Annotated in this window: 26 protein-coding genes and 2 pseudogenes; 17 read left to right on the forward strand and 11 right to left on the reverse strand. The window is 61.6% G+C overall.

Annotation, left to right across the window (positions count from 1 at the left end; translation table 11 throughout):
• Positions 1–68: 68 nt before the first annotated feature.
• The gene (gene can / locus LOKO_RS09320; protein ID WP_066448108.1) at positions 69–722 is read right to left on the reverse strand and encodes a carbonate dehydratase; all 654 of its coding nucleotides are present in this window, start codon (positions 720–722) and stop codon (positions 69–71) included.
• A gap of 167 nt (positions 723–889) precedes the next feature.
• Here can and gorA point away from each other — a divergent pair, with 167 nt between their 5' ends.
• The 4 genes from gorA (at position 890) to LOKO_RS09340 (ending at position 4907) form a co-directional block, all read left to right on the forward strand.
• Positions 890–2251, forward strand: a complete 1362-nt coding sequence (gorA, locus tag LOKO_RS09325; RefSeq protein WP_066448115.1) for a glutathione-disulfide reductase — start codon at positions 890–892, stop codon at positions 2249–2251.
• Between the two features lie 241 nt (positions 2252–2492).
• Positions 2493–3071, forward strand: coding sequence for a diaminobutyrate acetyltransferase (gene ectA / locus LOKO_RS09330; protein WP_066448118.1), 579 nt, complete (start codon positions 2493–2495; stop codon positions 3069–3071).
• Positions 3072–3156: 85 nt separating this feature from the next.
• Complete coding sequence (gene ectB / locus LOKO_RS09335) at positions 3157–4422, forward strand: diaminobutyrate--2-oxoglutarate transaminase (RefSeq protein WP_066448120.1); 1266 nt, start codon at positions 3157–3159, stop codon at positions 4420–4422.
• Between the two features lie 89 nt (positions 4423–4511).
• The gene (locus tag LOKO_RS09340) at positions 4512–4907 is read left to right on the forward strand and encodes an ectoine synthase (protein WP_066448122.1); all 396 of its coding nucleotides are present in this window, start codon (positions 4512–4514) and stop codon (positions 4905–4907) included.
• 297 nt (positions 4908–5204) lie between these two features.
• Here LOKO_RS09340 and LOKO_RS20165 read toward each other — a convergent pair whose 3' ends face one another.
• From LOKO_RS20165 to LOKO_RS20625, 6 genes and pseudogenes are all read right to left on the reverse strand, one after another.
• On the reverse strand, positions 5205–5564 hold the full coding sequence (locus LOKO_RS20165; protein ID WP_235588831.1) for a Na(+)/H(+) antiporter subunit B: 360 nt from the start codon (positions 5562–5564) through the stop codon (positions 5205–5207).
• A 23-nt stretch (positions 5565–5587) separates the two neighbouring features.
• Positions 5588–5935 (reverse strand): monovalent cation/H(+) antiporter subunit G, encoded by a 348-nt coding sequence (gene mnhG, locus LOKO_RS09350; protein ID WP_066448127.1) that lies wholly within the window; start codon positions 5933–5935, stop codon positions 5588–5590.
• A complete protein-coding gene (locus LOKO_RS09355; protein WP_066448130.1) occupies positions 5928–6227 on the reverse strand; it encodes an MrpF/PhaF family protein in 300 nt (99 codons plus the stop codon). Before LOKO_RS09355 ends, mnhG begins: the two co-directional genes overlap by 8 nt.
• Positions 6228–6231: 4 nt before the next feature.
• Entirely contained in the window at positions 6232–6717 is a 486-nt protein-coding gene (locus tag LOKO_RS09360) for a Na+/H+ antiporter subunit E (protein ID WP_066448133.1), read from the reverse strand.
• Positions 6714–7151: pseudogene (locus LOKO_RS19380) on the reverse strand (cation transporting ATPase C-terminal domain-containing protein); the annotation flags it as partial. The gene LOKO_RS09360 and the pseudogene LOKO_RS19380, both read right to left, overlap by 4 nt.
• A 70-nt stretch (positions 7152–7221) precedes the next feature.
• Positions 7222–7476, reverse strand: a complete 255-nt coding sequence (locus tag LOKO_RS20625; RefSeq protein WP_066448140.1) for a hypothetical protein — start codon at positions 7474–7476, stop codon at positions 7222–7224.
• A gap of 274 nt (positions 7477–7750) precedes the next feature.
• Between LOKO_RS20625 and LOKO_RS09375 the strand changes: the two genes are divergently transcribed.
• Positions 7751–8830, forward strand: coding sequence for a DNA-binding protein (locus LOKO_RS09375; protein ID WP_066448143.1), 1080 nt, complete (start codon positions 7751–7753; stop codon positions 8828–8830).
• Positions 8831–8860: 30 nt separating this feature from the next.
• On the opposite strand, the gene nfuA is transcribed toward LOKO_RS09375, so the two are convergent.
• Entirely contained in the window at positions 8861–9451 is a 591-nt protein-coding gene (gene nfuA, locus LOKO_RS09380) for a Fe-S biogenesis protein NfuA (protein WP_066448146.1), read from the reverse strand.
• A gap of 235 nt (positions 9452–9686) precedes the next feature.
• Here nfuA and metH point away from each other — a divergent pair, with 235 nt between their 5' ends.
• From metH to LOKO_RS09400, 4 genes are all read left to right on the forward strand, one after another.
• The gene (gene metH, locus LOKO_RS09385) at positions 9687–13388 is read left to right on the forward strand and encodes a methionine synthase (protein WP_066448149.1); all 3702 of its coding nucleotides are present in this window, start codon (positions 9687–9689) and stop codon (positions 13386–13388) included.
• An 82-nt stretch (positions 13389–13470) separates the two neighbouring features.
• Positions 13471–14799 carry an MATE family efflux transporter gene (locus LOKO_RS09390; protein WP_066448153.1) on the forward strand — a complete coding sequence of 443 codons (1329 nt, stop codon included), beginning with the start codon at positions 13471–13473 and terminating at the stop codon, positions 14797–14799.
• A 138-nt stretch (positions 14800–14937) separates the two neighbouring features.
• Complete coding sequence (locus tag LOKO_RS09395; protein ID WP_066448156.1) at positions 14938–16590, forward strand: nitrite/sulfite reductase; 1653 nt, start codon at positions 14938–14940, stop codon at positions 16588–16590.
• Entirely contained in the window at positions 16583–17116 is a 534-nt protein-coding gene (locus tag LOKO_RS09400; protein ID WP_066448158.1) for a DUF934 domain-containing protein, read from the forward strand. The genes LOKO_RS09395 and LOKO_RS09400 overlap by 8 nt, the downstream gene beginning before the upstream one ends.
• A gap of 115 nt (positions 17117–17231) precedes the next feature.
• Here LOKO_RS09400 and smrA read toward each other — a convergent pair whose 3' ends face one another.
• Complete coding sequence (gene smrA, locus LOKO_RS09405; protein WP_066448161.1) at positions 17232–17825, reverse strand: DNA endonuclease SmrA; 594 nt, start codon at positions 17823–17825, stop codon at positions 17232–17234.
• A gap of 164 nt (positions 17826–17989) precedes the next feature.
• Between smrA and LOKO_RS09410 the strand changes: the two genes are divergently transcribed.
• The 5 genes from LOKO_RS09410 (at position 17990) to pdxH (ending at position 20761) form a co-directional block, all read left to right on the forward strand.
• Positions 17990–18448 carry a gamma-glutamylcyclotransferase family protein gene (locus LOKO_RS09410; protein WP_066448163.1) on the forward strand — a complete coding sequence of 153 codons (459 nt, stop codon included), beginning with the start codon at positions 17990–17992 and terminating at the stop codon, positions 18446–18448.
• A 61-nt stretch (positions 18449–18509) separates the two neighbouring features.
• Complete coding sequence (arsC, locus tag LOKO_RS09415) at positions 18510–18863, forward strand: arsenate reductase (glutaredoxin) (protein ID WP_066448167.1); 354 nt, start codon at positions 18510–18512, stop codon at positions 18861–18863.
• 35 nt (positions 18864–18898) lie between these two features.
• Complete coding sequence (wrbA, locus tag LOKO_RS09420; RefSeq protein WP_066448170.1) at positions 18899–19519, forward strand: NAD(P)H:quinone oxidoreductase; 621 nt, start codon at positions 18899–18901, stop codon at positions 19517–19519.
• On the forward strand, positions 19516–19917 hold the full coding sequence (locus LOKO_RS09425; RefSeq protein ID WP_066448174.1) for a DUF2069 domain-containing protein: 402 nt from the start codon (positions 19516–19518) through the stop codon (positions 19915–19917). The genes wrbA and LOKO_RS09425 overlap by 4 nt, the downstream gene beginning before the upstream one ends.
• A 202-nt stretch (positions 19918–20119) precedes the next feature.
• Positions 20120–20761: a pyridoxamine 5'-phosphate oxidase gene (gene pdxH, locus LOKO_RS09430; RefSeq protein ID WP_066448177.1), complete on the forward strand. Its 642-nt coding sequence runs from the start codon at positions 20120–20122 to the stop codon at positions 20759–20761.
• A 78-nt stretch (positions 20762–20839) separates the two neighbouring features.
• Here pdxH and LOKO_RS09435 read toward each other — a convergent pair.
• Positions 20840–21664, reverse strand: a pseudogene (locus tag LOKO_RS09435) (GNAT family N-acetyltransferase); the annotation flags it as partial.
• A 333-nt stretch (positions 21665–21997) separates the two neighbouring features.
• Between LOKO_RS09435 and LOKO_RS09440 the strand changes: the two are divergent.
• Positions 21998–22609 carry a phage integrase N-terminal SAM-like domain-containing protein gene (locus tag LOKO_RS09440; RefSeq protein WP_201025305.1) on the forward strand — a complete coding sequence of 204 codons (612 nt, stop codon included), beginning with the start codon at positions 21998–22000 and terminating at the stop codon, positions 22607–22609.
• A gap of 221 nt (positions 22610–22830) precedes the next feature.
• Here the strand turns inward: LOKO_RS09440 and LOKO_RS09445 are convergent, their stop codons facing one another.
• Positions 22831–23601 carry an NERD domain-containing protein gene (locus LOKO_RS09445; RefSeq protein ID WP_066448181.1) on the reverse strand — a complete coding sequence of 257 codons (771 nt, stop codon included), beginning with the start codon at positions 23599–23601 and terminating at the stop codon, positions 22831–22833.
• A 528-nt stretch (positions 23602–24129) separates the two neighbouring features.
• On the opposite strand from LOKO_RS09445, the gene LOKO_RS09450 reads away from it, so the two are divergent.
• Together LOKO_RS09450 and LOKO_RS09455 are read left to right on the forward strand one after the other, a co-directional pair.
• Positions 24130–25032, forward strand: a complete 903-nt coding sequence (locus LOKO_RS09450) for an extracellular catalytic domain type 1 short-chain-length polyhydroxyalkanoate depolymerase (RefSeq protein ID WP_066448186.1) — start codon at positions 24130–24132, stop codon at positions 25030–25032.
• 764 nt (positions 25033–25796) lie between these two features.
• Entirely contained in the window at positions 25797–26003 is a 207-nt protein-coding gene (locus LOKO_RS09455; protein WP_066448188.1) for a hypothetical protein, read from the forward strand.
• The last annotated feature ends 486 nt before the right edge of the window (positions 26004–26489 follow it).

The following is a 26489-nucleotide window of genomic DNA, read 5'->3' on the forward strand; positions in this document are numbered from 1 at the left end:
CAGCCTTCCTGGCAGTCTGATTGAAGGCAGTTTAGCGTACTGCCCAGAGTGAACGATAGCTGGGTCCTCTACTGGCCCGGCGTCGGCTCCAACCGATCAATGCGGTAGAGGGTTTCCACCTGATCCAGGCCCTGCACCGTGCAGTCCAGATCGTTGATACGCCCATCGCCCAGGCCGTAGATCCAGCCGTGGACGGCCAATGCCTGACCACGTTGCCAGGCCAACTGGAGGATCTTGGTGCGACACAGATTGTTGACCTGGGCCCTGATGTTAAGCTCACACAGACGGTCCACCTGTGAATCCAGCGGCAGCGCTGCCAACGCCGAGCGATGGTGGCTGTAGAGTTCACGGACCGAGTGGAGCCAGTAGTCCACCATACCGCACTCGCCGCCGACGACCGCCGCCCGAACACCGCCGCAGCCATAGTGGCCAACGATCATGATGTGCTTCACCTTCAGTACATCCACCGCATACTGCACGACGGAAAGGGCGTTCATGTCATTGTGATAGAGAAGGTTGGCGACGTTGCGATGGACGAATATCTCCCCGGGAGGAAGCGAGACGATCTGGTTCGCCGGCACGCGACTATCCGAGCAGCCGATCCAGAGGTAATGCGGTTGTTGCTGGCTTGAGAGGCGGGAGAAATAGTCCGGGTCTTCATCACGCATGCGCTCTGCCCAGGAGCGGTTATTCTCGAGCAGGGCGGCGATTTCCTTGTCCATGCAAAGCATACCCGGTGGTTGGATTGGCAAGCCCGTATCGGATGATCTTTTTACAGGCGGTCAGTACAGTGGTCAACCGCCGCACTCCCGGGCAAGGGTCTGCACTGGTATCATCGCACCATTCCAACGGGCCCTGTTCGAGAGCCCGGTTCGAGAAGGAGAACTTCGTGCCAGACTTCGATTATGACCTCTTCGTCATCGGTGCCGGTTCCGGCGGAGTACGTGCTGCACGCACCGCCGCCGCCACGGGCGCGCGCGTCGCCGTGGCCGAGGACCGCTATCTGGGTGGCACTTGCGTCAACGTGGGTTGCGTACCCAAGAAACTCTACTCCTATGCCGCCCACTTCCATGATGCCTTCGAGGATGCCGCCGGCTTCGGCTGGCAACTGCCAGGTGTGCCCACTTTTGACTGGGCCACACTGCGAGAAAACAAGACCGGTGAAATCAAGCGACTCAACGATATCTACGGCCGCCTGCTGGAGACGGCGGGAGTCAGGTTGATCAACGGTCGAGCCCAAGTGGTTGACACGCACCATGTCGACGTGGCCGGTGAGCGAATCAGTGCCGCCAAGATCCTGGTTGCGGTAGGTGGCTGGCCGTGGGTGCCAGACTTCCCCGGCAGTGAACATGCGGTAACATCCAACGAAGTCTTCGATCTTGAGCGCTTTCCCGAACGCTTCCTGGTACTAGGCGGTGGCTATATCGCAGTGGAGTTTGCGAGCATCTTCAACGGCCTGGGTAGTGAGGCCCATCTGGTCTACCGGGGCGAACTGTTCCTCCGTGGCTTCGACCGCGAGGTGCGGGAATTCACCCGAGACCAAATGGCTATCAAGGGCGTGAAACTTCATTTCGAAACCAACATCGAAGCGATCGAACAGGGCGAGAATGGTCTGCTGGTGACGCTCACCAACGGCAACACACTGGAGGTCGACGCGGTGCTCGCAGCTACCGGCCGCAAGCCGCATCTGGAAGGGCTGGGCCTCGGTGAGCTGGGTGTCGAGCGCAACTCGGACGGCACGCTCAAGGTCAATGAGCGGTTCGAGACATCGGTACCATCCATCCTGGCCCTGGGCGACGTCACCGGCGGCCCGGAGCTGACACCGGTGGCCCTCGCCGAGGCCATGCACCTGGTCAAGCATCACTTCTCCGACACCCCGCCGGCGCCTCTGGATTACCAGAATATTGCCACGGCGGTCTTCTGCCATCCGAACATCGGCACCGTCGGTATCTCGGAAGAGCAGGCTCGGGAGAAATATGGGGCGATCCGCGTCTACCGAACCGACTTCCGTCCCATGAAGCACACACTTTCCGGAAGCCAGGAGCGCTGCCTGATGAAGCTCATCGTCGATGATGCAAGCGATGTGGTGGTGGGAGCCCACATGGTTGGCGAGGAAGCCGGGGAACTGATCCAGGGCATTGCCATTGCGGTGAAGGCTGGCCTGACCAAGGCCGATTTCGATGTCACCGTGGGCATTCACCCGACCGGTGCAGAGGAATTCGTCACCATGCGCTCCCTGTCGCGTACATAAACTCATAGGGACTATGGTCATCCCAGCGAGCCGCCTCCGTGCGGCTCGCTTGCCTAGGGTAAGCGAGCGAAACCTGGACTAGACTATCGGAGTGATGCGTAAAACTGCCATGATCGTCGAATGAATCGAGCCGCTGCATAAGCTGCTGTTATGGAAGAGGGCGCTGGGCATAATGTCGAGTTTAATTTCGCCAAAAGCCCTGTTATCATTATGCGCAACATCGCTACAGCGAAGTCTGAACATGAATGTGACACCACAACCCTTTACGCCTTCTGCCGATCTCGCTAGGCCCAGCGTGGCAGATGCAGTAGTTGGCAGCGATGCTGCTCCGCTGTTTATCCGCAAGCCCAACCCCGATGACGGTTGGGGGGTCTATGAGCTGATCAAGTCCTGTCCACCGCTGGACGTCAACTCCGCCTACGCCTATCTGCTGCTGGCAACACAGTTCAGGGATACCTGTGCGGTGGCGACCAACGAAGAAGGCGAAATCGTTGGCTTTGTCTCTGGCTATGTGAAAAGCAACGCTCCCGACACCTATTTCCTGTGGCAGGTGGCAGTCGGTGAAAAGGCCCGCGGCACGGGACTTGCCCGGCGCCTGGTAGAAGCCGTCATGACCCGCGACGAGCTTCGCGATGTCCATCATCTCGAAACGACCATCACACCAGACAACCAGGCCTCATGGGGTCTTTTCCGCCGCCTGGCCAACCGTTGGCAAGCCCCCCTGAACAGCCGTGAATACTTCTCCACGGACCAGCTCGGTGGCGAACATGACCCCGAGAACCTGGTGCGCATCGGTCCCTTCGATACCGGGCGTCTCTAGAATTCTATCCTCTCGATACCGGGCGGCCACGTCACTATGCCGTCACACTCTCTCTCCCTTTCTACCCTTACCAGGAGGTCGCACGATGCAGACCCAGACACTTGAACGCATGGAATCCAACGTTCGGACCTATTCACGCTCTTTTCCGGTGGTCTTCACCAAGGCCATGAACGCGCGCCTAACCGACGAAACCGGCCGTGAATACATCGACTTCCTGGCGGGTGCCGGCACGCTCAACTACGGCCACAACAATCCCCACCTGAAGCAGGCACTGCTCGACTACCTGGCCAGCGACGGCATTGTCCATGGCCTGGATTTCTGGACGGCTGCCAAGCGTGACTATCTGGAAACGCTGGAAGAGGTAATCCTCAAGCCGCGCGGACTGGACTACAAGATCCAGTTGCCCGGACCGACCGGCACAAACGCCGTCGAGGCAGCGATTCGCCTGGCACGCGTGGCCAAGGGGCGCCACAATATCGTCACCTTCACCAACGGTTTCCATGGTGTCACCATGGGATCGCTCGCCACGACCGGCAACCGCAAGTTCCGCGAGGCCACCGGCGGCATCCCGCTCCAGGGCGCGGCCTTCATGCCCTATGATGGCTATCTTGGCGAAAACACCGACACCCTGGACTATTTCGAGAAACTGCTGGCCGACAAGTCCGGTGGCCTTGACACTCCTGCGGCCGTGATCATCGAGACCGTGCAGGGGGAGGGCGGTATCAACGTGGCCGGGCTCGAGTGGCTGAAGCGCCTTGAGCAGATTTGCCGTGCCAATGACATCCTGCTGATCGTCGACGACATCCAGGCCGGCTGTGGCCGTACCGGCAAGTTCTTCAGCTTCGAGCACGCCGGCATCACGCCCGATATCGTGACCAACTCCAAGTCGCTGTCAGGTTTCGGCCTGCCGTTTGCCCACGTGCTGATGCGTCCCGAACTCGACAAGTGGAAACCCGGTCAGTACAACGGTACTTTCCGCGGCTTCAACCTGGCCTTTGCCACCGCCGCTGCGGCCATGCGACAGTATTGGTCCGATGACACCTTCGAGCGGGATGTACAGCGCAAGGGAGAGATCGTCGCAGAGCGCTTCCAGAAAATCGCAGCTTGGCTTACCGAGCGGGGAATCAAGGCGACCGAGCGGGGGCGTGGCCTGATGCGCGGCATCGATGTCGGCAGCGGCGATATCGCCGACAAGATCACCGGCAAGGCCTTCGAAAACGGTCTAGTGATCGAGACCAGCGGCCAGGATGGTGAAGTGGTCAAGTGTCTTTGCCCGCTGACCATTCCCGACGAGGATCTCCAACAGGGCCTGGACATTCTCGAAGAGAGCGTCAAACAGGTCATCACCTGAGGGAGCTTGAGAGAGCAGGGCGCTAGCGTCTGGTGTATCGGCCGGTTGCCCCACCGCCGGCCCGTCAATAGTTAATGGAGTGACACGTTATGATCGTTCGCAATCTTGAGGAAGCGCGTCAAACCGACCGTCTGGTCAAGTCCGAGAGCGGGACCTGGGACAGCACCCGTCTGGTACTGGCCGCCGATGGAGGTAATTTTTCCTTCCATATCACTCGCATCTATGAGGGCACCGAAACACACATCCACTACAAGCATCACTATGAATCGGTGTACTGCATCGAGGGTGAAGGTGAAGTGGAAACCTTGGCGGATGGCAAGATCTGGCCGATCAAGCCCGGCGACATCTATATTCTCGACCAGCATGACGAGCACCTGCTGCGAGCCCACAAGACCATGCATCTGGCATGTGTCTTCACGCCGCCGATCACCGGTAATGAAGTGCATCGCGAAGACGGCTCCTACGCACCGGCAGACGACAATTGATTGATTGATGTCATCACCGCGTAGGCAACCCCGGCAACCATGTTGCCGGGGGGTTATTATTGGCTACCTTTTGCACATCTTACGGTTCGCATAATGTATATTATGTTAAATTGAGGGTGTCGCCACTCCCCAGCTTGTCATGGGGTTGGACAACCCGGCCACAGACTCCTTATCATCTCTCGTCCCGCGCCGCGCGCGAAGACTACTCGCACTCCACTCTGCAGGTCTAACCCACCCCCCCGGGTGAAGCCCTATACGGAGGTTTTTGATTCATGCGACCGAGACCACTGATCGCCGCTATGCCCTGGTTGCTGGCCTCCCTGCTGATTTCCGGTTGCGCGCTGCCACCCAGGCGAGCCAGATCACCGCCAGGCCGGTACCTCCCATGGCCAGGTACTGGAGTGGACGTTGCCAGCGGCGGGGGTCGGCCCCGGCACTGGTGCCGGCTGGCAGTCGTCCCAGGGCCGTCAGCAGCAGGGCGCCGGTGACGCCGGCGCCGATGGCGGCCTCCGCCAGGGCGATATCCGGTGCGTCCAGGCGAACCCACACCAGTGCCATCAGCAGGTAGAAGGCCATGAAATTGACCACGGCGGAAAAGCGGCGCGGGGTGAACAGGGCCTGCCAGGCCAGCCACAGCAAGCCTGCGGCAAGCAGCAAGTCGAACCCCCAGGCCAGCACCCTCACTTCGGGGCGGGCCTTTCGCTTGTCGTCGTGTTTGACGGCATGTCAGCCTGTTGCGGGGCAAGGCCGCATGCTAGCGCCGTCGAGGCGATCAGGGTAGCCCCGATACCGGAGGCAACCAGCATCAACAACCAGATCAGCAGGTATTTCACGGCCTCGGCAAGGCCCGAGGCTTGAAAGGCAAGTCCCAGGCAGATCAGGCCGAGGCCGAGGTTATCGGCTTTGGTCAGGGCGTGCAGACGGGTGAAGACATCCGGGAAGCGCAGCAGGCCAAGGCTGCCGGCCAGGAAGAACAGGATGCCGGCAGCAACGAACCCGTAGCCGAGCCAATGCAGTGCTTCAGTCATGGCCTGCCTCTTCTCGGGTGTCCTTGTCATCGCGCAGCAGTGTCCAGGTGCGCGTGACGAAATTGGCCATGGCCACGGCGGCCAGCAGGGCGAAGAGCAGTGCCACGTCCACCAGTGCCGACTGGTCGGAGACGATGCTCAGCAGCAGCAGTACGGCGATGGCCGAGGTGGTGATCATCTCGGCAGCCAGCATGCGGTCGGCGCTGGTGGGACCGCGCAGGATCCGCCAGGCGCCGACGCCGGCATTGGCCAGCAGCAGTGCCGCACCGACGGCATACAGGTAGGTCGTCATGGAGCTAGGTCTCCTTCCGGTGGGTTACTCCGAAGAGAGCGGCAATACGTCGTTCGAGCCGTACCAGAGAGGCCGCGGTGCCGTTGTGCAGGTTCAGGACGTGGACCTGCAGGGTGCCGGAGGCGAGACGCAGTGCCAGGGTGCCGGGTATCAGGTTGATCAGGCTGGCCATGAACAGTTGGGCCGGGCCTTCGGGCAGATAATGCCAGCGGTGTTCGATCACTCTTGTGTTGAGCCGGAGCGAGGGGCGGCAGGCCAGCCAGGCCACCTCCAGTCCGCCGCGAAGGGCCAGCCAGAGGGCATGGGGCACGAACAGGAGAACCGCCAAGGGGCGCAGTTGCCAGTTGAAGACGGGCATCAGCACCGCCGCGGCAAGTATGGCTGGCACTCCCCAGGCCCAGGAGGCGGGGTCGCCGCTGCTGATGGCCCACCACAGCAGCGACAGTATCGCCAGTCGCCATGCCCATGCCTGCCAACGTCGATAGTTCATTGGGTTGAGGCGCTGGCCTTGTCATGCTGCCCCGCCGCCGGGGTGTCGGGCGACTTGCGCACGCGCAGCACCCACTTCTCCAGCTCCACGATGAGGAATATCGACACGCTGCCGGCCAGTATGACGAGCCAATGCAGCGGCGCCAGGCCGGCACTGCCGAAGACCGTCTGCATGAAGGGCAGGTAGGTCCAGCCAAGCTGCAGCAGGACGACGAGCCCGATGGCCATCCACACCGGTTGGCTGCCGAAGATGCCCTGCACGGAGAGTGCGCTGTGGACCAGGAAGCGGCTGTTGATCAGGTAGGCGGCGCTGCCCATGACCAGCGAACCTTCCGAGCCGCACAGCAGGCTGTTCATGTCGAGGCGACCTTCCGCATCTCTCAAGTGCGCCAGATCATAGCCCGTCAGGCAGCGGTTGAGTGGCGGGAACTTGGCGCCGCCAGCTCGTCGTCCTCCAGCGCGCCCAGTCGCTCGCCAAAGGCGTCCAGGAAGGCGTCGATATGCGTCAGGATCTCGTCGCTGGGGGTATCCGGCGACTGCCCTGTTCACCCAGCCAGAGCAGCAACCGCTCGGCCTCACGACGATAGGCACGCAGCGTCTGCGGGCTGGCGCGAAACTCGGCCAGCCACAGCGCCACGGCATGGTGGTCGTCGCCCGCGGCGATTCGAGCCGCCGCCCGGTCGGCCACCGGCACGACCGAAGCGTCCTGCCCCACGGTCAGCTGTGGCTGTGGTGTTTGCTCTTGCCCTGCCTCGCTCACGCTGCGCTCTCCCGCCCACGGCTGGGGTTCTACTGCTCATTTTCGCGTGGATAGCGTCAAATAATCAAGATAAGACGGGTAATCATGAATTTATTGTTATTTCATAAGGTATTTTACGTAACGGATATAATGTAATTATCTTCCCCTTCTGCTCGACTCGCACTAAACTATCTCCAACAGACGTCGAGCTGGGCAGATAGGACGACGAGGGAGCTAGGGCGCGTAGCTGCGCTTCTCAGCAGGGCATGAACATGGATGACGGCAGGAGAGCGGCATGGCACGCAGCGGAGTGCAGTACGAAGATGTAAAGCAGGCAATCGATACCCTGATGGCCAAGGGAGAAGCCCCCAGCGTGCAAAAGATCAGGGACGTGCTGGGGACCGGTAGCTTCACGACCATCAGCGACCACCTTCGCGAATGGCGCGCGCGGCGGGAAGTGCGCGCCGAAACCGTGACCACTCAAGGCATGCCAGAGCCGGTTCAGCAGCTGGCCGAAGGGCTTTGGGAGAAGGCGCAGGATGCTGCCGGAGCTGCCCTCGCCGAGTATCGTGAAGCAGCGGACCGCGAGGTCACAGCGGCCAGGGCTGCCGTTCAGGATGCCAGACGCGAGGCAGAGGATGCGGAGCAGCGCGAAGCGGCACTCTCCGCCCACCTGGCCAGCATCGAGCAGCGGCTGGAAGCACGCAGTGCTGCCCTGGCCACCGCGGAAGTCGAGCGCGATCAGGCCATTGAAACGGCCCGCCGGCTGGGTGAGCGACTCGCCCGAAGCCTACAGCAGCTTGAGCGACTGCAGGCAGAAAGCGAGCTGCAGCTTCAGACCCACCAGCAGGCCCTGGGGGAGCGGGAAGCACAGCACCAGGCACGCCAGCTTCAGGAAGAACAGCGCCACGAAGCCGCCGAAGCACGGCTAATGAGCCTGCTGGATGAGGCGCGCCAAGAGCGCCTGTCCGGCGAGAAGCGCTACGCGGCCAACCTGCGACAGCTGGAAAGCCGCCAGGAAGCGCTGAAGCAAGAGCTGCAGGAAATGCGCGCCATACTGGCCAAGGAAGAGAAACAGCACCGGGAAACCCAGTGGGCTCGCACCCGAGCAGAAGAGCGTGCCGAGACCATGCGCCACGAACAGTCACTGCTGCAGGCGCGCATCGACGACCAGAAGCGCCACCTAGAAGAGCAGGCCAGTCGCTTGCGCCTGCTGGAGTCCGAGATCAGCCGTCGGCTCTGGCAGGGCGAAGCGCATCACCAGAGGGAAGTGCGAGGGGCTCCCGCGACGAAAAAAGGCCCCGCCAATACGGAGCCTGCAAAGGTATCGATCGGCAAAAGCGAAATCGACAGGAGTGAGAGCGAGAGCCGCTAACCTTCGCGGCACTCACCAGCCCCCTAGGTATCAGCGATAATAGGCGTTCGTGGTGTCGGTATGGTCGGTGACGTCACGGATGCCCGTCAATTCGGGAATACGCTCCATCAGGGTCTTCTCGACCCCCTCTTTCAGAGTCAGGTCGACAGCAGCGCAGCCCTGGCAGCCGCCGCCGAACGCCAGCACCGCCACCTTGTCCTCGGTCAGCTCGGTCAGCTTAATCTCGCCGCCATGGGCAGCCAGGCCGGGGTTAATCTCGCTGTAGAGAATGTAGTTGACCCGGTCCTCGAGGGGACTGTCGGCGTTGACCTTGGGCATCTTGGCATTGGGGGCCTTGATGGTCAGCTGCCCCCCCATACGGTCGGCATTGAAATCGACCACTGCCTCGTCGAGGAAGGGAAGGCTGTTCTTGTCCAGGAACACATTGATCTTCTCCAGCTCGACACGCTCGTCGGTGGGCTCCTCCTCACCCGGCCGGCAATAGGCCAGGCAGGTCTCGGCATAGGGCGTACCGGGCTGGGTAATGAAGATGCGCACGGCGATACCTTCGACGTTCTGCTTCTCCAGCAGTTCGGCAAGGTAATCCTGGGCACTGTCGGTAATCTGGATAGTCTCGCTCATGGTGTTCTCGCTGCTCTGGTCGCTGCCCAGTCGGGCAGGCCGTATTGATATACCCTCATGGTAAGCAAAACCGGCCGGCGAGACAATCCCGACTATTTTGGTCGGTTTTTGATCAGCCCTGCCCTCGCGGCGCCGCTTTTGGTAACATACGGGCCGACTCGGCCCGCCCAAGAAGACGCCCAGAGGCGCCTGTGCGGCCGGCTACCCGTGACTTCGCTGGAGACCGACCCCACCCATGGCCGCCGTTCCCTCTGCCTTGACCACCACCCTCACCGAACAACTCGGTCAGCGTATCCTGATGCTCGATGGTGGCATGGGTACCATGCTGCAGAATGCTGAACTCGATGAGGCCGACTTCCGCGGTGACCGTTTCCACGACTGGCCCTCGGACCTGAAGGGCAATAACGACCTGCTGGCCCTGACCTGCCCCGACCTGGTAACGCGGATTCATCGCCAGTACCTGGAGGCAGGCGCCGACATCATCGAAACCAACACCTTCAACAGCACACGCCTCTCCCAGTCCGACTATGGCATGGAGGAACTGGTCCCCGAGCTCAACCGGGAGTCGGCGCGGTTGGCCCGTGAGGTATGCGACGCCGTGGCCAGCGAAACCGGCGTGCCACGCTACGTGGCAGGCGTGCTGGGGCCAACCTCCCGCACCGCCTCGCTGTCGCCGGACGTCAATGACCCGGCCAAGCGCAACGTCACCTTCGACGCGCTGCGTGAAAATTACTATCAAGCGGCCGAAGCGCTGATCGAAGGCGGCGCCGATCTGATCATGATCGAAACCATCTTCGACACCCTCAATGCCAAGGCGGCGATCTTCGCTCTGGAGGAACTGTTTGCCGATCGCGGCGAGCGCCTGCCGGTCATGATCTCGGGCACCATCACCGATGCCTCGGGGCGCACCCTTTCCGGCCAGACCACCGAGGCATTCTGGAATTCGGTGCGACATGCCGAGCCGCTCTCCATCGGGCTGAACTGCGCCCTGGGTGCCGCAGAGCTTCGCCCCTATCTGGAAGAACTCTCCACCAAGGCCGATACCTTCGTCTCCGCGCACCCCAACGCCGGCCTGCCCAACGAGTTCGGTGAATACGACCAGACGCCCGAGGAGATGGCCGCCATCGTCGCCGAGTTCGCCGAAAGCGGCCTGGTCAATATCATCGGTGGCTGCTGTGGCTCCACGCCGGAGCACATTGCCGCCATCCACGCCGCGATCGAGGGCATGGCCCCGCGGCAGGTGCCCGAGCGCCCTCGAGCGTGCCGCCTGTCCGGCCTCGAGCCCTTCAACATCGAGAAGGATTCACTGTTCGTCAACGTCGGCGAGCGTACCAATGTCACCGGCTCGGCCCGCTTCAAGCGCCTGATCGTCGACGAGGACTACAACACCGCCCTGGAGGTGGCACTGGAGCAGGTGGAGAACGGTGCCCAGGTCATCGACATCAACATGGACGAGGGCATGCTGGAGTCCGAGGAAGCCATGGTGCGCTTTCTCAACCTGATCGCCGGGGAGCCCGACATCGCCCGGGTGCCGATCATGATCGATTCCTCAAAGTGGGAGATCATCGAGGCCGGTCTCAAATGCGTCCAGGGCAAGGCGGTGGTCAATTCCATCTCCATGAAGGAGGGTGAGGACGCCTTTCGGGAGCAGGCTACCCTGTGTCGGCGCTACGGTGCCGCCGTTGTGGTCATGGCCTTCGACGAGCAGGGCCAGGCAGATACCTTCGCCCGCAAGACGGAGATCTGTCAGCGGGCCTACGAGATCCTGGTCGACGAGGTGGGGTTCCCGCCGGAAGACATCATCTTCGATCCCAACATTTTCGCCATCGCCACCGGCATCGAAGAGCACAACAACTATGCGGTCGATTTCATCGAGGCCACCCGCTGGATACGCGAGCACCTGCCTCACGCCATGGTCTCGGGCGGCGTCTCCAACGTCTCGTTCTCGTTTCGCGGCAACAATCCGGTGCGCGAGGCGATCCATTCGGCCTTCCTCTATCACGCCATTCGCGCCGGCCTGAGCATGGGCATCGTCAATGCCGGCCAGTTGGCCGTGTATGACGATCTGCCGGCCGAACTGCGCGACGCGGTGGAGGACGTGGTCCTGAACCGGCGCCCCGACGGCACCGAACGACTGCTGGATATCGCCGATCGCTACAAGGGCGATGGCAGCGGCCCCGCCAAGAAGGAGGATCTGGAGTGGCGCAGCTGGGAGGTCGAGAAACGCATCTCCCACGCCCTGGTCAAGGGGATCACCGTCTATATCGAGGAGGACACAGAGGAGGCGCGCCAGCGGGCCAGCCGCCCCATCGAGGTGATCGAAGGGCCGCTGATGGATGGCATGAACGTGGTTGGCGACCTGTTCGGGGCCGGCAAGATGTTCCTGCCCCAGGTGGTCAAGTCAGCACGGGTCATGAAGCAGGCGGTGGCCTATCTGATCCCCTATATCGAAGCGGAGAAGACCGAGGATACCAAGGCCAAGGGCAAGATCGTCATGGCCACGGTGAAGGGCGACGTCCACGATATCGGCAAGAACATCGTCGGCGTGGTCCTGCAGTGCAACAACTACGATGTGGTCGATCTCGGCGTCATGGTGTCGGCGGAGAAGATCCTGCAGACGGCCAGGGCCGAGAATGCCGACATCATCGGCCTGTCGGGCCTGATCACCCCTTCCCTCGACGAGATGGTGCATGTGGCCAAGGAGATGCAGCGACAGGGCTTCGACCTGCCGCTGCTGATCGGTGGAGCCACCACCTCCAAGGCGCATACCGCGGTGAAGATCGAGCCCGGCTACGAGCACCCGGTGATCTACGTGGCGGATGCCTCCCGCGCCGTGGGCGTGGCCGGCAAGCTGCTGTCGCCGGCGCTGAAGCCGAGCTATGTGGCCGAGATTCGCGCAGAGTATGATCAGGTGCGCGAACGCAATGCCCGGCGCCGCCCCAAGGCGTCCGACCTGAGCTATGCTGAGGCCCGCGAACGCAAGTTGCCCATCGACTGGGCCAGCTACACCCCGCCGCGCCCCGCCGTCACCGGGCTGAAGGTATTCGACAGCTACGATATCGAGGAGCTGATCAAGCGCATCGACTGGACCCCCTTCTTCATGAGCTGGGAGCTGGCGGGCAAGTATCCGAAGATCCTCGATGACAAGGTGGTCGGCGAAGCCGCCCGCAGCCTCTTCGCCGATGCCCAGGAGATGCTGCGCAAGCTGATCGACGAGAAGCACATCCAGGCGCGCGGCGTGATCGGGCTGTGGCCGGCCAACAGCGTCGACGATGATGTCATCGAGGTCTACGCCGACGAGTCGCGTACCCAGGTGGTCGAGCGGCTGCACCACATCCGCCAGCAGACCACCAAGAACCGCGACGGGGTCTGCTACAGCCTCGCCGACTTCGTGGCGCCCAAGGCGTCGGGCAAGCCGGACTGGATCGGCGGTTTCGCCGTGACCACCGGGCATGGTGTCGAGGCACTGGCCGAGCGCTACAAGGCCGCCGGCGACGACTACAGCGCAATCATGGTGCAGGCCTTGACCGACCGCATGGCCGAGGCCTTCGCCGAACGCATGCACGAGCGGGTGCGCAAGGAATTCTGGGGCTATGTGCCGGACGAACGCCTGGACAACGTCGAGCTGATCGCCGAGAAGTACCAGGGCATCCGGCCCGCGCCGGGGTATCCCGCCTGCCCCGACCACACCGAGAAGAGCACCCTGTTCCGTCTGCTCGATGCCTCCGCGAATGCCGGCATCGATCTCACCGAGAACTTCGCCATGTGGCCGGCGGCAGCGGTTTCCGGCTGGTATTTCTCGCACCCGCAGTCGAAGTACTTCTCCACCGGCAAGATCACCCGGGACCAGGTGGAAGCCCTGGCTGAGCGCAAGCAGATGAGCCTGGAGGAGCTGGAGCGCTGGCTGTCGCCAGTGCTCTCCTACGACCCCGCATGATCGGAAACGGGGCCTGAAGAGGCTCCGGAACCCCTCGTTCGCGAGGGTTTCCTCCCCACTCACCCTTTCGACCGGAAGCCGGATGCTGCCCGAATCGCTCCGACGCCAGAAAATCCTGCGCCTGGCCCTGCCGATCATCGCCGGCATGCTGTCGCAGAGCCTGATCAACCTGATCGATGCGGCCCTGGTCGGTTCGCTCGGCCAGGTACCCCTGGCCGGCATCGGCATCGGCGGCTACGCCATGTTCCTGATCACTGCCGTGGTGTTCGGCCTGTCGTCGGGGGTGCAGGCACAGACCGCCAGGCGCCATGGTGAGGAGGATTGGCCGAACTGCGCCATGCCGCTCAACGCCGGCCTGGTGATTGCATTCGCGGTTGCGCTGCCCATTGCCCTGCTCTGTCTGTGGCAGGCGCCCGCTCTGCTCGGCCTGATCAATCAGGACCCCGCCGTGAGCGCAGTAGCCGTGGAATACTTCCGCTGGCGCGTCCTCTCGCTGATTGCCGTGGCGATGATCTTCTGTTTCCGCGGCTACTGGAACGGTATCCAGCAAACCGGGATCTACCTGCGGATAATCCTGTTCACCCATGTGATCAATGTGGCCGCCAGCCTGGTGCTCATCTTCGGCTACCTGGGGCTTCCGGCGATGGGGCCCGCCGGTGCGGGCGCGGGCACGACCCTGTCGCTGTTCATCGGGCTTGCCATCTGGGCACTGGTCAGCGTGAGGCATGCAGGCAAGCGTGGCTTCCTGGTCGAGCTGCCAAGGCGCAGGACCTTCACCACCACTCTGCGCCTGGCCCTGCCCCACTCCTTCCAGCAACTGTGGTTCGCCGCAGGCTACGCGGTGCTGTTCTGGATACTAGGCCAGATCGATTCCGCCAGCGTGGCGGTGGGCCATGTCCTGGTCAATCTCTCGCTGCTACTGATCCTGCCCGGCGTGGGGCTCGGCATGGCGGCCATGACATTGGTCGGCCACTCCCTGGGCCAACAGGCCCATCAGGAGGCACATCGCTGGGGCTGGGACGTGGTACGCCTGGCCTGGCTCTGCCTGGCGGCCCTGGCGCTGCCCATGGCGCTGTTCCCCGAGCTGGTGCTGGGCCTATTCCTTCACGACCCCGATCTGATCGAGCTCGGGCGACTGCCGCTGCAGCTCACCGCAGCCATGATCGTGCTGGATGCCGCGGCGCTGGTACTCGGTCAGGCCCTGCTTGGCGCCGGCGCCAACCGCACCGTGATGACCACCACGCTGACGCTCCAATGGCTGGTCTTCCTGCCACTGGCCTGGTGGGTCGGGGTGGCTATGGAGCAAGGCCTGCTGGGCATCTGGTGGGTACAGCTCGTCTACCGCTGTCTGAATTCAGCCTGGTTCGGCCTTATCTGGCAGCGACGCCACTGGCAGCGGCTGGCGGTATAGGCGCAAGTCAGCGGACTTGACTCCTTATATTACTTTCCGTATAAAAAATATGAATATTTATTCTTTCATAGAATAATGCAGGGGCGTTAAGGTGGCCCCCTGACGCTTCGCCACTCCCACAGCAGCAGGACCGGCTGAATGTATCGCTACGACACCCACGATCAGACCCTGGTCAATGAACGCGTCGCCCAGTTTCGCGACCAGATGAACCGTTATCTGGCCGGGAGGCTCAGCGAAGAGGAATTTCTGCCGTTGCGCGTGCAGAACGGCCTCTATGTCCAGCGCCATGCTCCCATGCTGCGCATCGCCATCCCCTATGGCATGTTGGCCTCCTACCAGCTGCGCAAGCTGGGCGATCTGGCCCGCGATTACGATCGCGGCTACGGCCATTTCACCACCCGGACCAACCTGCAGTTGAACTGGCCCAAGCTGGAAACGGTGCCCGACATGCTCGCCGAGCTGGCCAGCGTGCAGATGCATGCCATCCAGACCAGCGGCAACGATATTCGCAACACCTCCAGCGACCAGTTCGCCGGCGTCGCGGAAGACGAAGAGGTGGATCCACGTCCCTGGTGCGAATTGATTCGCCAGTGGTCGACCTTCCATCCGGAGTTCACCTACCTGCCGCGCAAGTTCAAGATTGCCGTTACCGGCTCTGCCGAGGATCGCGCTGCCATCCAGGTTCATGACGTAGGCCTCCGCCTGTGGCGCGATGCGCACGGCGAGGTTCGGGTCAAGGTGCTGGCCGGTGGCGGCCTCGGTCGTACGCCGATGATCGGCGAGGTGGTACGCGAGGACCTGCCCTGGCAGCACCTGCTGACCTATCTGGAAGCCCTGGTCCGGGTCTACAACCAGTTCGGCCGCCGCGACAACAAGTTCAAGGCGCGTATCAAGATACTGGTGAAGGCGCTGGGCGTGGAAGAGTTCCGGCGCCGCGTCGATGCCGAGTGGGCCCACCTCAAGGATGGCCCACAGACGCTGACCCGACAGACCGTCGAGGACATGCAGCACCATTTCGTCGACCCCGAGCGTCGCCCGATCAGCGAAGCAGCGATCGCCGACTACGAGCGGCTGCGCAGCGAGAATCGCGCCTTCGCCCGCTTCGTGACCAATAACGTGCATGGTCACAAGGTGCCCGGCTACAAGGCCGTGACCCTGTCGCTCAAGCGCAGCGGACACTCGCCCGGCGACCTGACCTGGGAGCAGATGCACCAGGTGGCGGACCTGGCCGACGAGTACAGCTACGGCGAGCTACGGGTGACCCACGAGCAGAACCTGGTGCTCTCCGATGTGGCCGTCGACCAGATGGAGGCGCTCTGGGAGCGCCTCGGCGAGCTCGGCCTGGCCAACCCCACCGTAGGCACCCTTGCCGACCTGATCTGCTGCCCCGGCGGCGACTACTGCGGCCTGGCCAACGCCAAGTCGATTCCCGTCGCCCACGCCATACAGGAACGCTTCGAGGATCTCGACTTCCTCTACGACCTGGGCCCGGTGGAGCTGAACATCTCCGGCTGCATGAACGCCTGCGGCCATCACCATGTCGGCAACATCGGCATTCTCGGCGTCGACAAGAAAGGCGAGGAGTGGTACCAGATCTCGCTTGGCGGCGCCCAGGGCAACGAAGCCTCACTGGGCAAGATCCTCGGCCCTTCCTTCAGCCGTGAGAAGGTACCCGAAGTGATCGACAAGGTGCTGCAGGTCTATGTCGGTGAACGCATCGAGGGCGAGACCTTCGTCGAAACCTATCGCCGTATCGGCCTCAAACCCTTCAAGGAGCGGGTCTATGCCTGATCAAGCTACCAACGCACGGCCTTTCATCTTTCAGGGCCGCCCGGCCGAGGATCGCTGGACGCTGATCCGCGAACCAGAAGCGGCGCTCCCCGATGGACCTGCCATCGTGCCATTGGCCCTGTGGCGGGAGCAGGCCGGGAACCAGCAACGGGCTCCGTTGCTTGGCAGCGATACCGAGCTGACACCCGAACTCGCCGCCGAACTGGCCGATGCACCGCTGATTGCCATCGACTTCCCCAAGTTCACCGATGGGCGCGGCTACAGCATGGCGCGCCTGCTGCGGGAACGCTTTGGCTATGCGGGTGAAATCCGTGCCGTCGGCGACGTGCTGGTCGATCAGGTCTTCTTCCTGACCCGCTGCGGCTTCGATGCCCTGTCGCTGCGCGAAGACCAGTGGCTGGAAGATGCCCTGCAGGCACTCAATGCCTTCAGCCGCGCCTACCAGCCGGCCGTCGACGAACCGGAGCCGCTGTTCCGCCATCGGCTGCGCGAAGCGGTCCGCGAGGCCGAGGCCTCGATGGCCTGACGAACTACACCGTGTTTAACCAAGAAACCGGCTCCTGGGAGCCGGTTTCTTGGTTTACAAGCGCAAGGGCCGTACAACGTAGCGTTTCGCCGCACAGGCATTTGTGCAGTGTTTCCTAGCCGCGGCGCTTTTGCTGCCGTTCCCTATTGTCCGCCCTCGCCCGCTCGCTCTTGCGTAGCATCACCCAGGTGGCCCCCAGGCCCCCATCGGCCTGCTGGGCGGAGGCGAAGGCCTGCACTTCCTCGAACTGGGCCAGCCACTTGACCAGATAGGAGCGCAGCACATTGGGCCGGCTGTCGATCTCGCGGCCGCGGCCATGCACGATCAGCACCGAGCGAAGGTCATGGGCATAGGCTTCATGAACGAAGGACGGCAACACCCGGCGACACTCTGCCAGCGGACGGCGCAACAGATGCAGCCGCGACTGGGCCGGGTAGCCGCCGTGGCGGAGCCGGTCCACTACCCCCTGCTGGATGCCCTCACGCCGATACTCGACCGGATCGAATGGCGGCAGCAGCTCGACGAAATCGTCGGAGAGAAAGCTGTCCTCGCCGGTCTCGGCCTGGGCACTCTGGCGACGGGCCAGTTGCGCCTCCGTGGGGCGACGCACCTGCCGCTCGGGGTTGGCCCGGTTGGCGGCAGCGGGGAGCGGCCGCACATCACCCATCATCGTTCGGAAATCCTGATCGTCACGGGCAGACTGACTCATGGGGGCCACCTCCGTCATTGTCGAGACGACTAGGAGCCTGTCGGATTTGACCGATTATCGCAGTAGATCAACGTCGAGTCCGATAGGCTCCTGATATCCTAGCCGGACGGCAAGGGTCCTGTCATGGCAGGATGAGCCGCGTCACATCAAGTGAGGAAGCCCCTATGCAGGGATTGCGATATCTATTGGCTGGCCTGGTGGCCCTGCCGCTGGCCATCATGGCCTGGCTCTGGTTCACCATGCTCAGTCCCTTCACCTATGATCGCCCCGATCACCTGCCGGAGGTGGACGAAGGGCCCCATGCGGTCTTCGTCTATGGCACCCTGCGTCTTTCACCGGTGCGCTGGATCGTAATGGGCCGAGCCGGCGAATCCGAGCCCGCTGTGCTCGAAGGCTTCCGCCGCGAGGGGCTGGACCTGGTCGAAGCCCCAGGCGAGCGGGTGGCGGGGGAAGTGATCGTGGTCAGCGCCGATGAGCTGGAACGGCTGGATCGCTACGAACGACTGGGTATTCGCTATGCCCGCGTGGAAAAGCGCCTGACGGACGGACGCTCGGTCTGGGTCTACCGCAGGCTGGCCGACGAGGACGTCGGTGTCGAGGAACTGATGGAAGGGGATGTGTAGTTGTGGTCAGCATGAGCCCCCTTCTACAATAGCCGCACTTCCAAGGATCGAGGAACCCGCCATGACGATCACGCTCTACCACAATCCCCGCTGTTCCAAGTCCCGCCAGGCCCTCGCCCTGCTCGAGGAGCACGGCGCCGAGGTGACCATTCGTCGCTATCTGGACGAGCCGCTCGACGAAGCGGAGCTTCGCGACCTGATGTCGCGATTGGATGCGGACGGTGAGGCGCTGGTAAGGACCCAGGAACCCGAATGGGAATCCCTGGACGTTGATCTTCAGGATCAGGAACAGGTGATCCAGGCACTGGTCGACCACCCTCGCCTGCTGGAACGCCCCATCGCGGATGATGGCAAACGCGCCGTGCTGGGCCGCCCGCCGGAAGATGTACTCGCCCTGCTTCACACTGAAGAGTGACCCGGCCCAGTTTCCCTTAGCCTTCAGGAGCCAAGATGCACGACGTCCTGCCTTACGTTTTGATCCTCTACTATTCTCGTCACGGTGCGACCCGCACCATGGCCGAGCAGCTCGCCGCCGGCGTTGAATCCTGCCCTGGCATCGAGGCCCGGTTGCGAACCGTTCCGGCCGTCTCGCCGACCTGTGAAGCCGTCGACCCCGAAATACCCGCACAAGGCGCCATCTACGTTGACCTCGATGATCTGCGCCACTGCGCGGCGTTGGCGCTCGGCAGCCCGACCCGCTTCGGCAACATGGCGGCACCGCTAAAGCACTTCATCGACACCACCAGCACGCTATGGCTCAACGGGGCCCTGGTCGACAAGCCGGCCACCGCGTTCACCTCCACCTCAAGCCTGCATGGTGGCCAGGAAACCACGCTGATCTCCATGCTGTTGCCGCTGCTGCATCATGGCATGGTCTATGCCGGCCTCCCCTACAGCGAGACTGACCTGATGGATACCACCGCCGGCGGTACGCCCTACGGCGCCAGCCATGTCGCCGGCCAGCGCAGCGACCAACCGCTTGCCGACAGCGAGCGACGCCTGGTGCGCGCCCAGGGCAAGCGTATCGCTCGCCTTGCCTTGGCCATGCAGAGCCTGCGGGAGCCCTCATGAGACGCTGGATGGAGGATCTGGAGGCCCGCCATGGGCTCGACAACCTGACCGATCGCTCGCGGCAACTGGTGCTGGGCAGCTTCGGCCTGCTGATGGTGCTGTTGATCTGGAGCGGTCTGTCGATGCAGGCCGGGGACAACCCGCTGACGCCAATTCTGATTCGAGTACTGCCCCTGGTCCTGTTCCTGCCTTCGATCATTGGCCGCCGTCCCCGGGGCCATGCCTGGTTGGCTTTCGTCAGTCTGCTCTACTTCACCCAGGGAGTCATGTTGGCCACGCTGCCCGGGCAAGGTGTGGTGGGCGGGCTCGAAGCGATCAGCGCGCTGGGGCTGTTTACCGGCTGCATGCTCTACGCCCGCTTTCGCAGCCGCCAGATGAAAGCGGGCGCCGGCAACTAAGCCTCTGCCTCGGGGCAGGAAGCCTCAGCAATGTCCCAGTCGCTGGAATAGAATGGTAAAGAAGACAAGCTGTGTGCCCCGGCAAAAGGAGGTCCCCCCGCTACCCGCCTCTCTCTTGTCTCTTGTATCCGGACGGAGCGTCGATCTGTTGTGCTTCGGCCGCGCAACAGCGACCATGTAAGAAAATTTCTAGGAGAACGCCATGACACGCAAGATCGCCGACATACGGCGCGACTACGAGGGCGGCCAGCTGGAAGAGGACAAGGTGCCCGCTGACCCCATGGTACTTCTGGACGAGTGGATCACCCTGGCGCTGGACGCCGAAGGCGACGATGGCAACGCCATGACGCTGGCAACCGTTGACAGCCAGGGGCTGCCCCATGCGCGGATTGTCCTGCTCAAGGGATACGACGAAAGCGGTCTGGTCTTCTACTCCAACTATCACAGCCACAAGGGCAGCGAGCTGGCCAATGTGCCTCATGCCGCACTGACCTTCTGGTGGCCATCGCTAGGGCGTCAGCTACGCGTCGAGGGACGTGTCGAGCTGGTCGCCAACGACGAGTCTGATGCCTATTTCAACAGCCGCCCGCGAGCCAGCCAACTGGGCGCCTGGATCGCCACCCAGAGCGTTGTCATTCCCGGTCGGACATGGATAGAGGAGCGACAGCATCGCTTCGAGCAGGCCTACGAAGGCCAGGAAATCCCTCGCCCCGTACATTGGGGAGGCTACCGGGTCATACCGGAGATGATCGAATTCTGGCAGGGGCAACCCAGCCGGCTGCATGACCGTATCCGCTACGAGTTGCGCGACGGCAGATGGCACTTCTTCCGCATGGCGCCCTGAACCATTCGATAAAAGGGGTCGCGAGGCCAGCGTGGCACACCAGGCCTCTCGCCCCCGGGCGACCAGCCACCACCATTTTCAGTCCGGCATGCTCTCCAGGCGATGGCGCTGCCACTCGCTCTCGGGCTCGTTGAGACGCAGCACTGCGTCCACCACCTGCTCTTCCATGTTATAGCGACATCGGAAGCCCAGGTGCTTCATCAATGCCCGCATGGGATGGTTATCGACCATGATCTTGCCAATCATTTCCAGTGTACCCACGCCCTGGCAATAGGCGATCATCTTCTTCATCAGCAGGCTCCCCAGCCCCTGCCCGGCCATGTCATCACGGACAATCACCGAGAATTCCGTTCGGATATTATCCGGATCGTTCCAAACCCTGACCACACCCAGCATCTCCTTGCCGCCATCTTCTCTACGATGTTCGGCGATGAAGGCCATCTGACGATCGTAGTTGATATGCGACAGGATCGAGAGGTCGCGCTGGCTCAGGTCGGACTTGTTGTGAAAATAGCGAAAGCGGATGCTCTCCTCGGAGAGCTGACCGTGGAAATTGGTAATCAGCGGAGCGTCCTCGGCACGAATAGGGCGCACCTCTACCGCCATGCCATTCTTGAGCGTCGTCCACTCGCGCAGCTCTTCGGGATAAGGCATGATGGAAAAACGGGCCGGAGCACCCAGATCCATGGCGAAGTCCACTGCCACCATGCCGTCGCGGTTGAGCAGCAGCGGGTTGAGCTCCAGGCCGCGCAGCTCCAGTAAATCGGAGGCCATCTGCGACAGCTGGACCAGCAGCTGGCAGAGACGCTTCAGGTCCCGTTCCGGGTCGCTGGAGTGTTCGCGAATCAGGCGGGCAGCGTGAGTGCGGCCCACCACATCGGCCGCCAGCGTCATGTTCAGTGGTGAGCATGTACGGGGCCATGTTTGCTCCGCGCCCCGAGCGTAAGNGAAATGAGGCGCGTCAGATAATATTGATGAACGCGCAAGATGTTCACTCAATATCAGGACGTGCGGTCCAATCACTGTTAATTGGAAATCTTAGGACTTTACATTGCTATGTGTCGGGTCCCGTGTGATTGACCACCCGCTTAGTAAATAACTCAGGGCGTTTGGTCTGCCATTGATTTCGCCAGCGCCTAAGTATAGCTCGGCCACCTATGCAGAATTCGCACGCTTGCGCGTTTAGCCGGAACCAATAATACTGTATGTATATCCATATCATGAGGGAGCTACTCTATGGATACGCACAACAGACCGCCGAAGCTGATGGACCGGGTGAAGGCTACCATGCGGGTGAAGCGCTACAGCCCACGTACCGAGAAAACCTACTGCTACTGGATACGCTACTTTATTCGCTTCCATGGCGTGCGCCATCCCGCCAGCATGGGAGGCTCCGAGGTGCGCGCCTTTCTGGAACACCTTGCTGTAGAACGCCATGTGGCAGCCGCCACACAGAACCAGGCGCTGAATGCCATCGTGTTCCTCTATCGCCATGTCCTTGAGCAGCCCTTAGGAGACATCGGTGAATTCTCGCGCGCCAGGCGCCCACGCCGGCTGCCAGTGGTGCTATCCCACGAGGAAGTGATGGGCGTGCTGAGCCACCTATCTGGCTCCATGTATCTGATGGGGACATTGATGTACGGCTCAGGGCTGCGGCTCATCGAAACATGCCGCCTACGTGTCCGGGATATCGACTTCGAACGTCAGATTATTACGGTGAGAGCTGGCAAGGGCGACAAGGACAGAACCACCCTGTTCCCTGCGATCTGCATTCCCTTCTTGCAGCATATACGCATGTGCTGGGAAAGGGCTTTGCCGGCGTACGTAGCCCTCTGGGATAAGGGATGATCGAAACATTCAGGCACGCTACCGCCAGGAGTGCTGCTCTCGAGCCCCCTACCTGACGGTCAGAGTCCGCTGACATGCCTCCATCGGGTTGAGAACCCGCTTCGAAACATGTGCTTATATGCAGCTAACCAAATGAACCATCGGCCTGCGTTGCCGCCTCTTGAGAAAAAGAAGCGATCGATGCAGGTCCGCATTGAGTCTCCCTCGCCTGATACCCAGCGCTATGCCACATCCTGCACCTCCCGACACTTAGGATAGGCCGAGCAGCCCCAGAACCGGTTGCCGGCGTTTGCACTCCGTTTCGACGTACGCAGCACCATGCCACTGCCACACTTCGAGCAGGTTCGTTCAGCGCTGGACTCGAAGCGGGCCTTGAGGTGTTTCACGTGCTGGCGGTGCGTTTGCCGATTGGGCGCCAACCGGCCGGTTGTAATGCTTTCCAATACTTCCTGGACCTGGGAATCCGACAGCACAGGCTCCCGGAACGACCTGATGTACCGCACATAGCCACCACCGATGGTGACGTTGCCAGGCATCCTGGTCTTGAAGACGGCGCTGCCGGAGAAGACCACCAACGAGTGAATGGTGTCCGCCGGCACGTCGAGCAGGGCTTCCAGCGCTTTCACATGCTTGTAGTTCTGACGCAGCGGGTTCTGGAATTTGAACGACTTGCGGTAGATCTTCTGGGTCCACTGCGCCTGCCTTTCGCTGCCGAAGATCCAGCCCGTCATGTGCTTGGTTTCGATGACGAAAATGCCGTAGCGGGAGACGAGTACGTGGTCGATCTGGGTGGTGCCGTCGGGCGTGGCAAGCGTAACGTTATGGATGCCTCGGTATTCATCCGCCGGCAGCCGCACCTTGGCGATCAGCTTGACGAAGGCTTCACCGAATAGGCCCTTGAACCAGCGAGTCTTGAAGATTCCGAGAAGCACGACGAGCGGAAGCACCCACCACAGCGGCCTTGCGGCTTCAAATATGATCGCGTAATCCAAGATGTCATCTCAGCTGTGGGGTCCCGGCTTCAGGCCTTTGCTTCAGCCCACTTAGCCCCAAGCTAACGGTTTCATACGTGTAAATCTACGTAACGCGGCTGATTTTTGACCTAGGTCGCGTCAGCATGGGAAATGGCTTACGCCATGTAAGCAATTCCTTACATGGGTGGTTTTCAATTCTCGCCAAAGGGGAATACAAAGCGCAGCGGCGCGGGCCCGGGATTGACCGTCTTCCCCGTACCGCTGCCGTACTCCAGCACGCAGCTATCCGGGCGCAGGGACTTTGGGTGATGGCGCGCTTTTTCTGGTACGTACTCTCGTCGCGAATGAGGCGATTGGCGCAGCGCGTAGCACTTTTGTTGGCATGAGAGGGCAAGCCGCCAGCTTTCATGCAGCGCGCCGGCTTCGCAAAGGTCACTCCATGCTAGACTGGCCCGGAGGCCAAAGGCCTCGACTGCCCGCTTCCGTCCGCTGTGCGGACGTTCGATGGGACAGTTTCATGCGCTCTACTCATGGCAAGGAGGCCATATGTCAACATCTTCAGATAACGGCAATCGACTGACGGATTTAAAACAATTCGGTACTGACCCCGGGTCATTGCATGCGGATACCTATATCCCGAAAAACTTCCCGACGAACGGACCGCTCATCGTCGTGCTGCACGGCAGCACCCAGTCTGCCGAAAGCTATGATCACGGATCAGGCTGGTCTGCTCTCGCCGACGAATGCGGGATAGCGCTCCTATATCCGGAGCAAAGAAAGACCAACAACCCCCTTAGCAGCTTCAACTGGTTCAAGTCTGGCGATACCCACCGCGGCGGCGGTGAACCTCTCTCTATTCGCCATATGATTGAGCAGGTCGTTGAAGATCATGGCATCGACCCGGCGCGCGTCTTCATCACGGGCTTGTCCTCGGGTGGCGCCATGACATCTGTGATGTTGGCTACCTATCCGGAGGTGTTCGCGGGGGGCGCGATCATCGCCGGGCTGCCCTACCGCAGCGCGGACTCCCTGATGCAAGCAATGGTTCGCATGAAGGGAGTTGGGGGCCCATCGGATAGCAAGCTCGACGCGCTAGTACGCGGCGCCTCGACATTCGACGGCCCTTGGCCAACGATCTCGGTCTGGCATGGCGGCAGCGACTCGACCGTCGACAATGCCAACGCCGATTCTATCGTCCGGCAGTGGCAGAAGATTCACGAGGTCGAGGGACCACCGACACGGGTGGAGAAGATTGACGGTTTTCCGCGACAGGTATGGTGCAACGCGGACGGCCGGGAGGTGATCGAGGAATACATCATCGAAGGAATGGGCCACGGCACCCCGATCATGGCCGAGGGAGACGAGGGCCTCGGGGAGGAAGGCAAGTATATGCTGGAAGTCGGCATTTCCTCGACCCGCCACATAGCGCATTTCTGGAACCTTACGTAGTAGGGGAACTGTGGCCGGGCGTTTCATGACGATGCCGCTCAACACGTGTAAAGCACGGCTGTACGGCAACGCTCGGCCGTCGTCTTCAGCGACCGCAGGCTGCGATTTAATGGATTTGTTAAAGCCATTACGGGCGACCTCTCAGCCTTGCAAGAATATACAGCCATCAGCCCAATAACGATAAAAGTGCCTATCATTGCAATGTAGACATATCCTGGAATAATCTGCTCTTCGTACTGTCCATGCTTGTGAGATACAAGACCAAGCTGGGCACATTGTGGGTCACTTGGACTAAAAGCCATAGTGAGAACTACCATAGTACTATTGCTGTGACTTCTTTCGTGGTCATACTTTACCCTTTAACGCTGACGTTAGCTCGCAGCCCCGTCAGCAGCACTCGATCGCGTGGGCTAGTGGCGCCGACACTACAAGAAACTCCAGCTCTTCAAGACCTTTGTTGTAAAGCTGATGCGGGACCCCAGCGGGGAGATGACGCCAGCGTCGCTGAGCACTTCCAAGGCCTCGCAAAAAAAGCTCAAGAATAATATGGGCAAGCCGATGAACTTTATACTAGGCAAAATGCAACTTAATGTTAGCAAATAAGCAATTAGTATATCCGAGTGGACGGCACCGGCAGTGGCTAATGGATGCAGAGGCGCCTTGGCGCCATGAAGCCCGCCGAGCAGACGAGATCAAAGCAGAGCGCAAGCGCGCTGTCGTGAACTGTAGAATCCTGGCGTTGATGCGCCAGTGGAGGTGACGCCATGAACTGGACCAAACTCCCTGACAACTGGTGGTGCAACGAATTCGGCGACCAGATCCACCGCTACGAGATCCTGGACGACGAGGACCGATGCCAGACCGAGTACCACCTCCGCCACGCAGGGGAGCGTCTGCCTTGGAGTGGCAAAACCCACACATTGGCCGAAGCCCAGCGGCAGTTGGAGCACAGCCGGATGTCGATGACCTGAGAATCAGCGTTTCCTCTGGCTCATGGCACCCGATAGCACTGCTCCGCGAAGCCCGTACCCACCTGGCGAACGGAGACCAGCTTCAGCGGCGGGTTCGTAATGCGGCGCTCCAACAGCGGTATTTTCTGACAAGGATGAGCTGCTTCTGGCACCTGGAAGATGAGCTGCGCCACGTCATAAGAAAAATTTATGGTCACTGCAGCTTTAGCTCGCGACTGGCGCCATCAGGCGGCTGGATAACAACCCACTCGCTTAATGTAACTTGATGTAAGTCATAACCTGCCTCTGGCTTAGCGCGTACGCTGATCGCATGATTTCCTACTTTGCTAGACGAGCCCTCCTGACCATGGATTCCTGATCTTGAAGGGCCACCTGATGCCGGCGGGATGCATCGGAACACGACGCCCAGGGACGACCGTAGGGTAGCAATGCCGAAGCCCCGAATGAGGCTAAGCACTGCCGCCGCGAGCCTTCTCACGCAACACC

The sequence above is a fragment of the Halomonas chromatireducens genome, from assembly GCF_001545155.1.
In the GTDB taxonomy this organism is placed as follows: domain Bacteria; phylum Pseudomonadota; class Gammaproteobacteria; order Pseudomonadales; family Halomonadaceae; genus Halomonas; species Halomonas chromatireducens.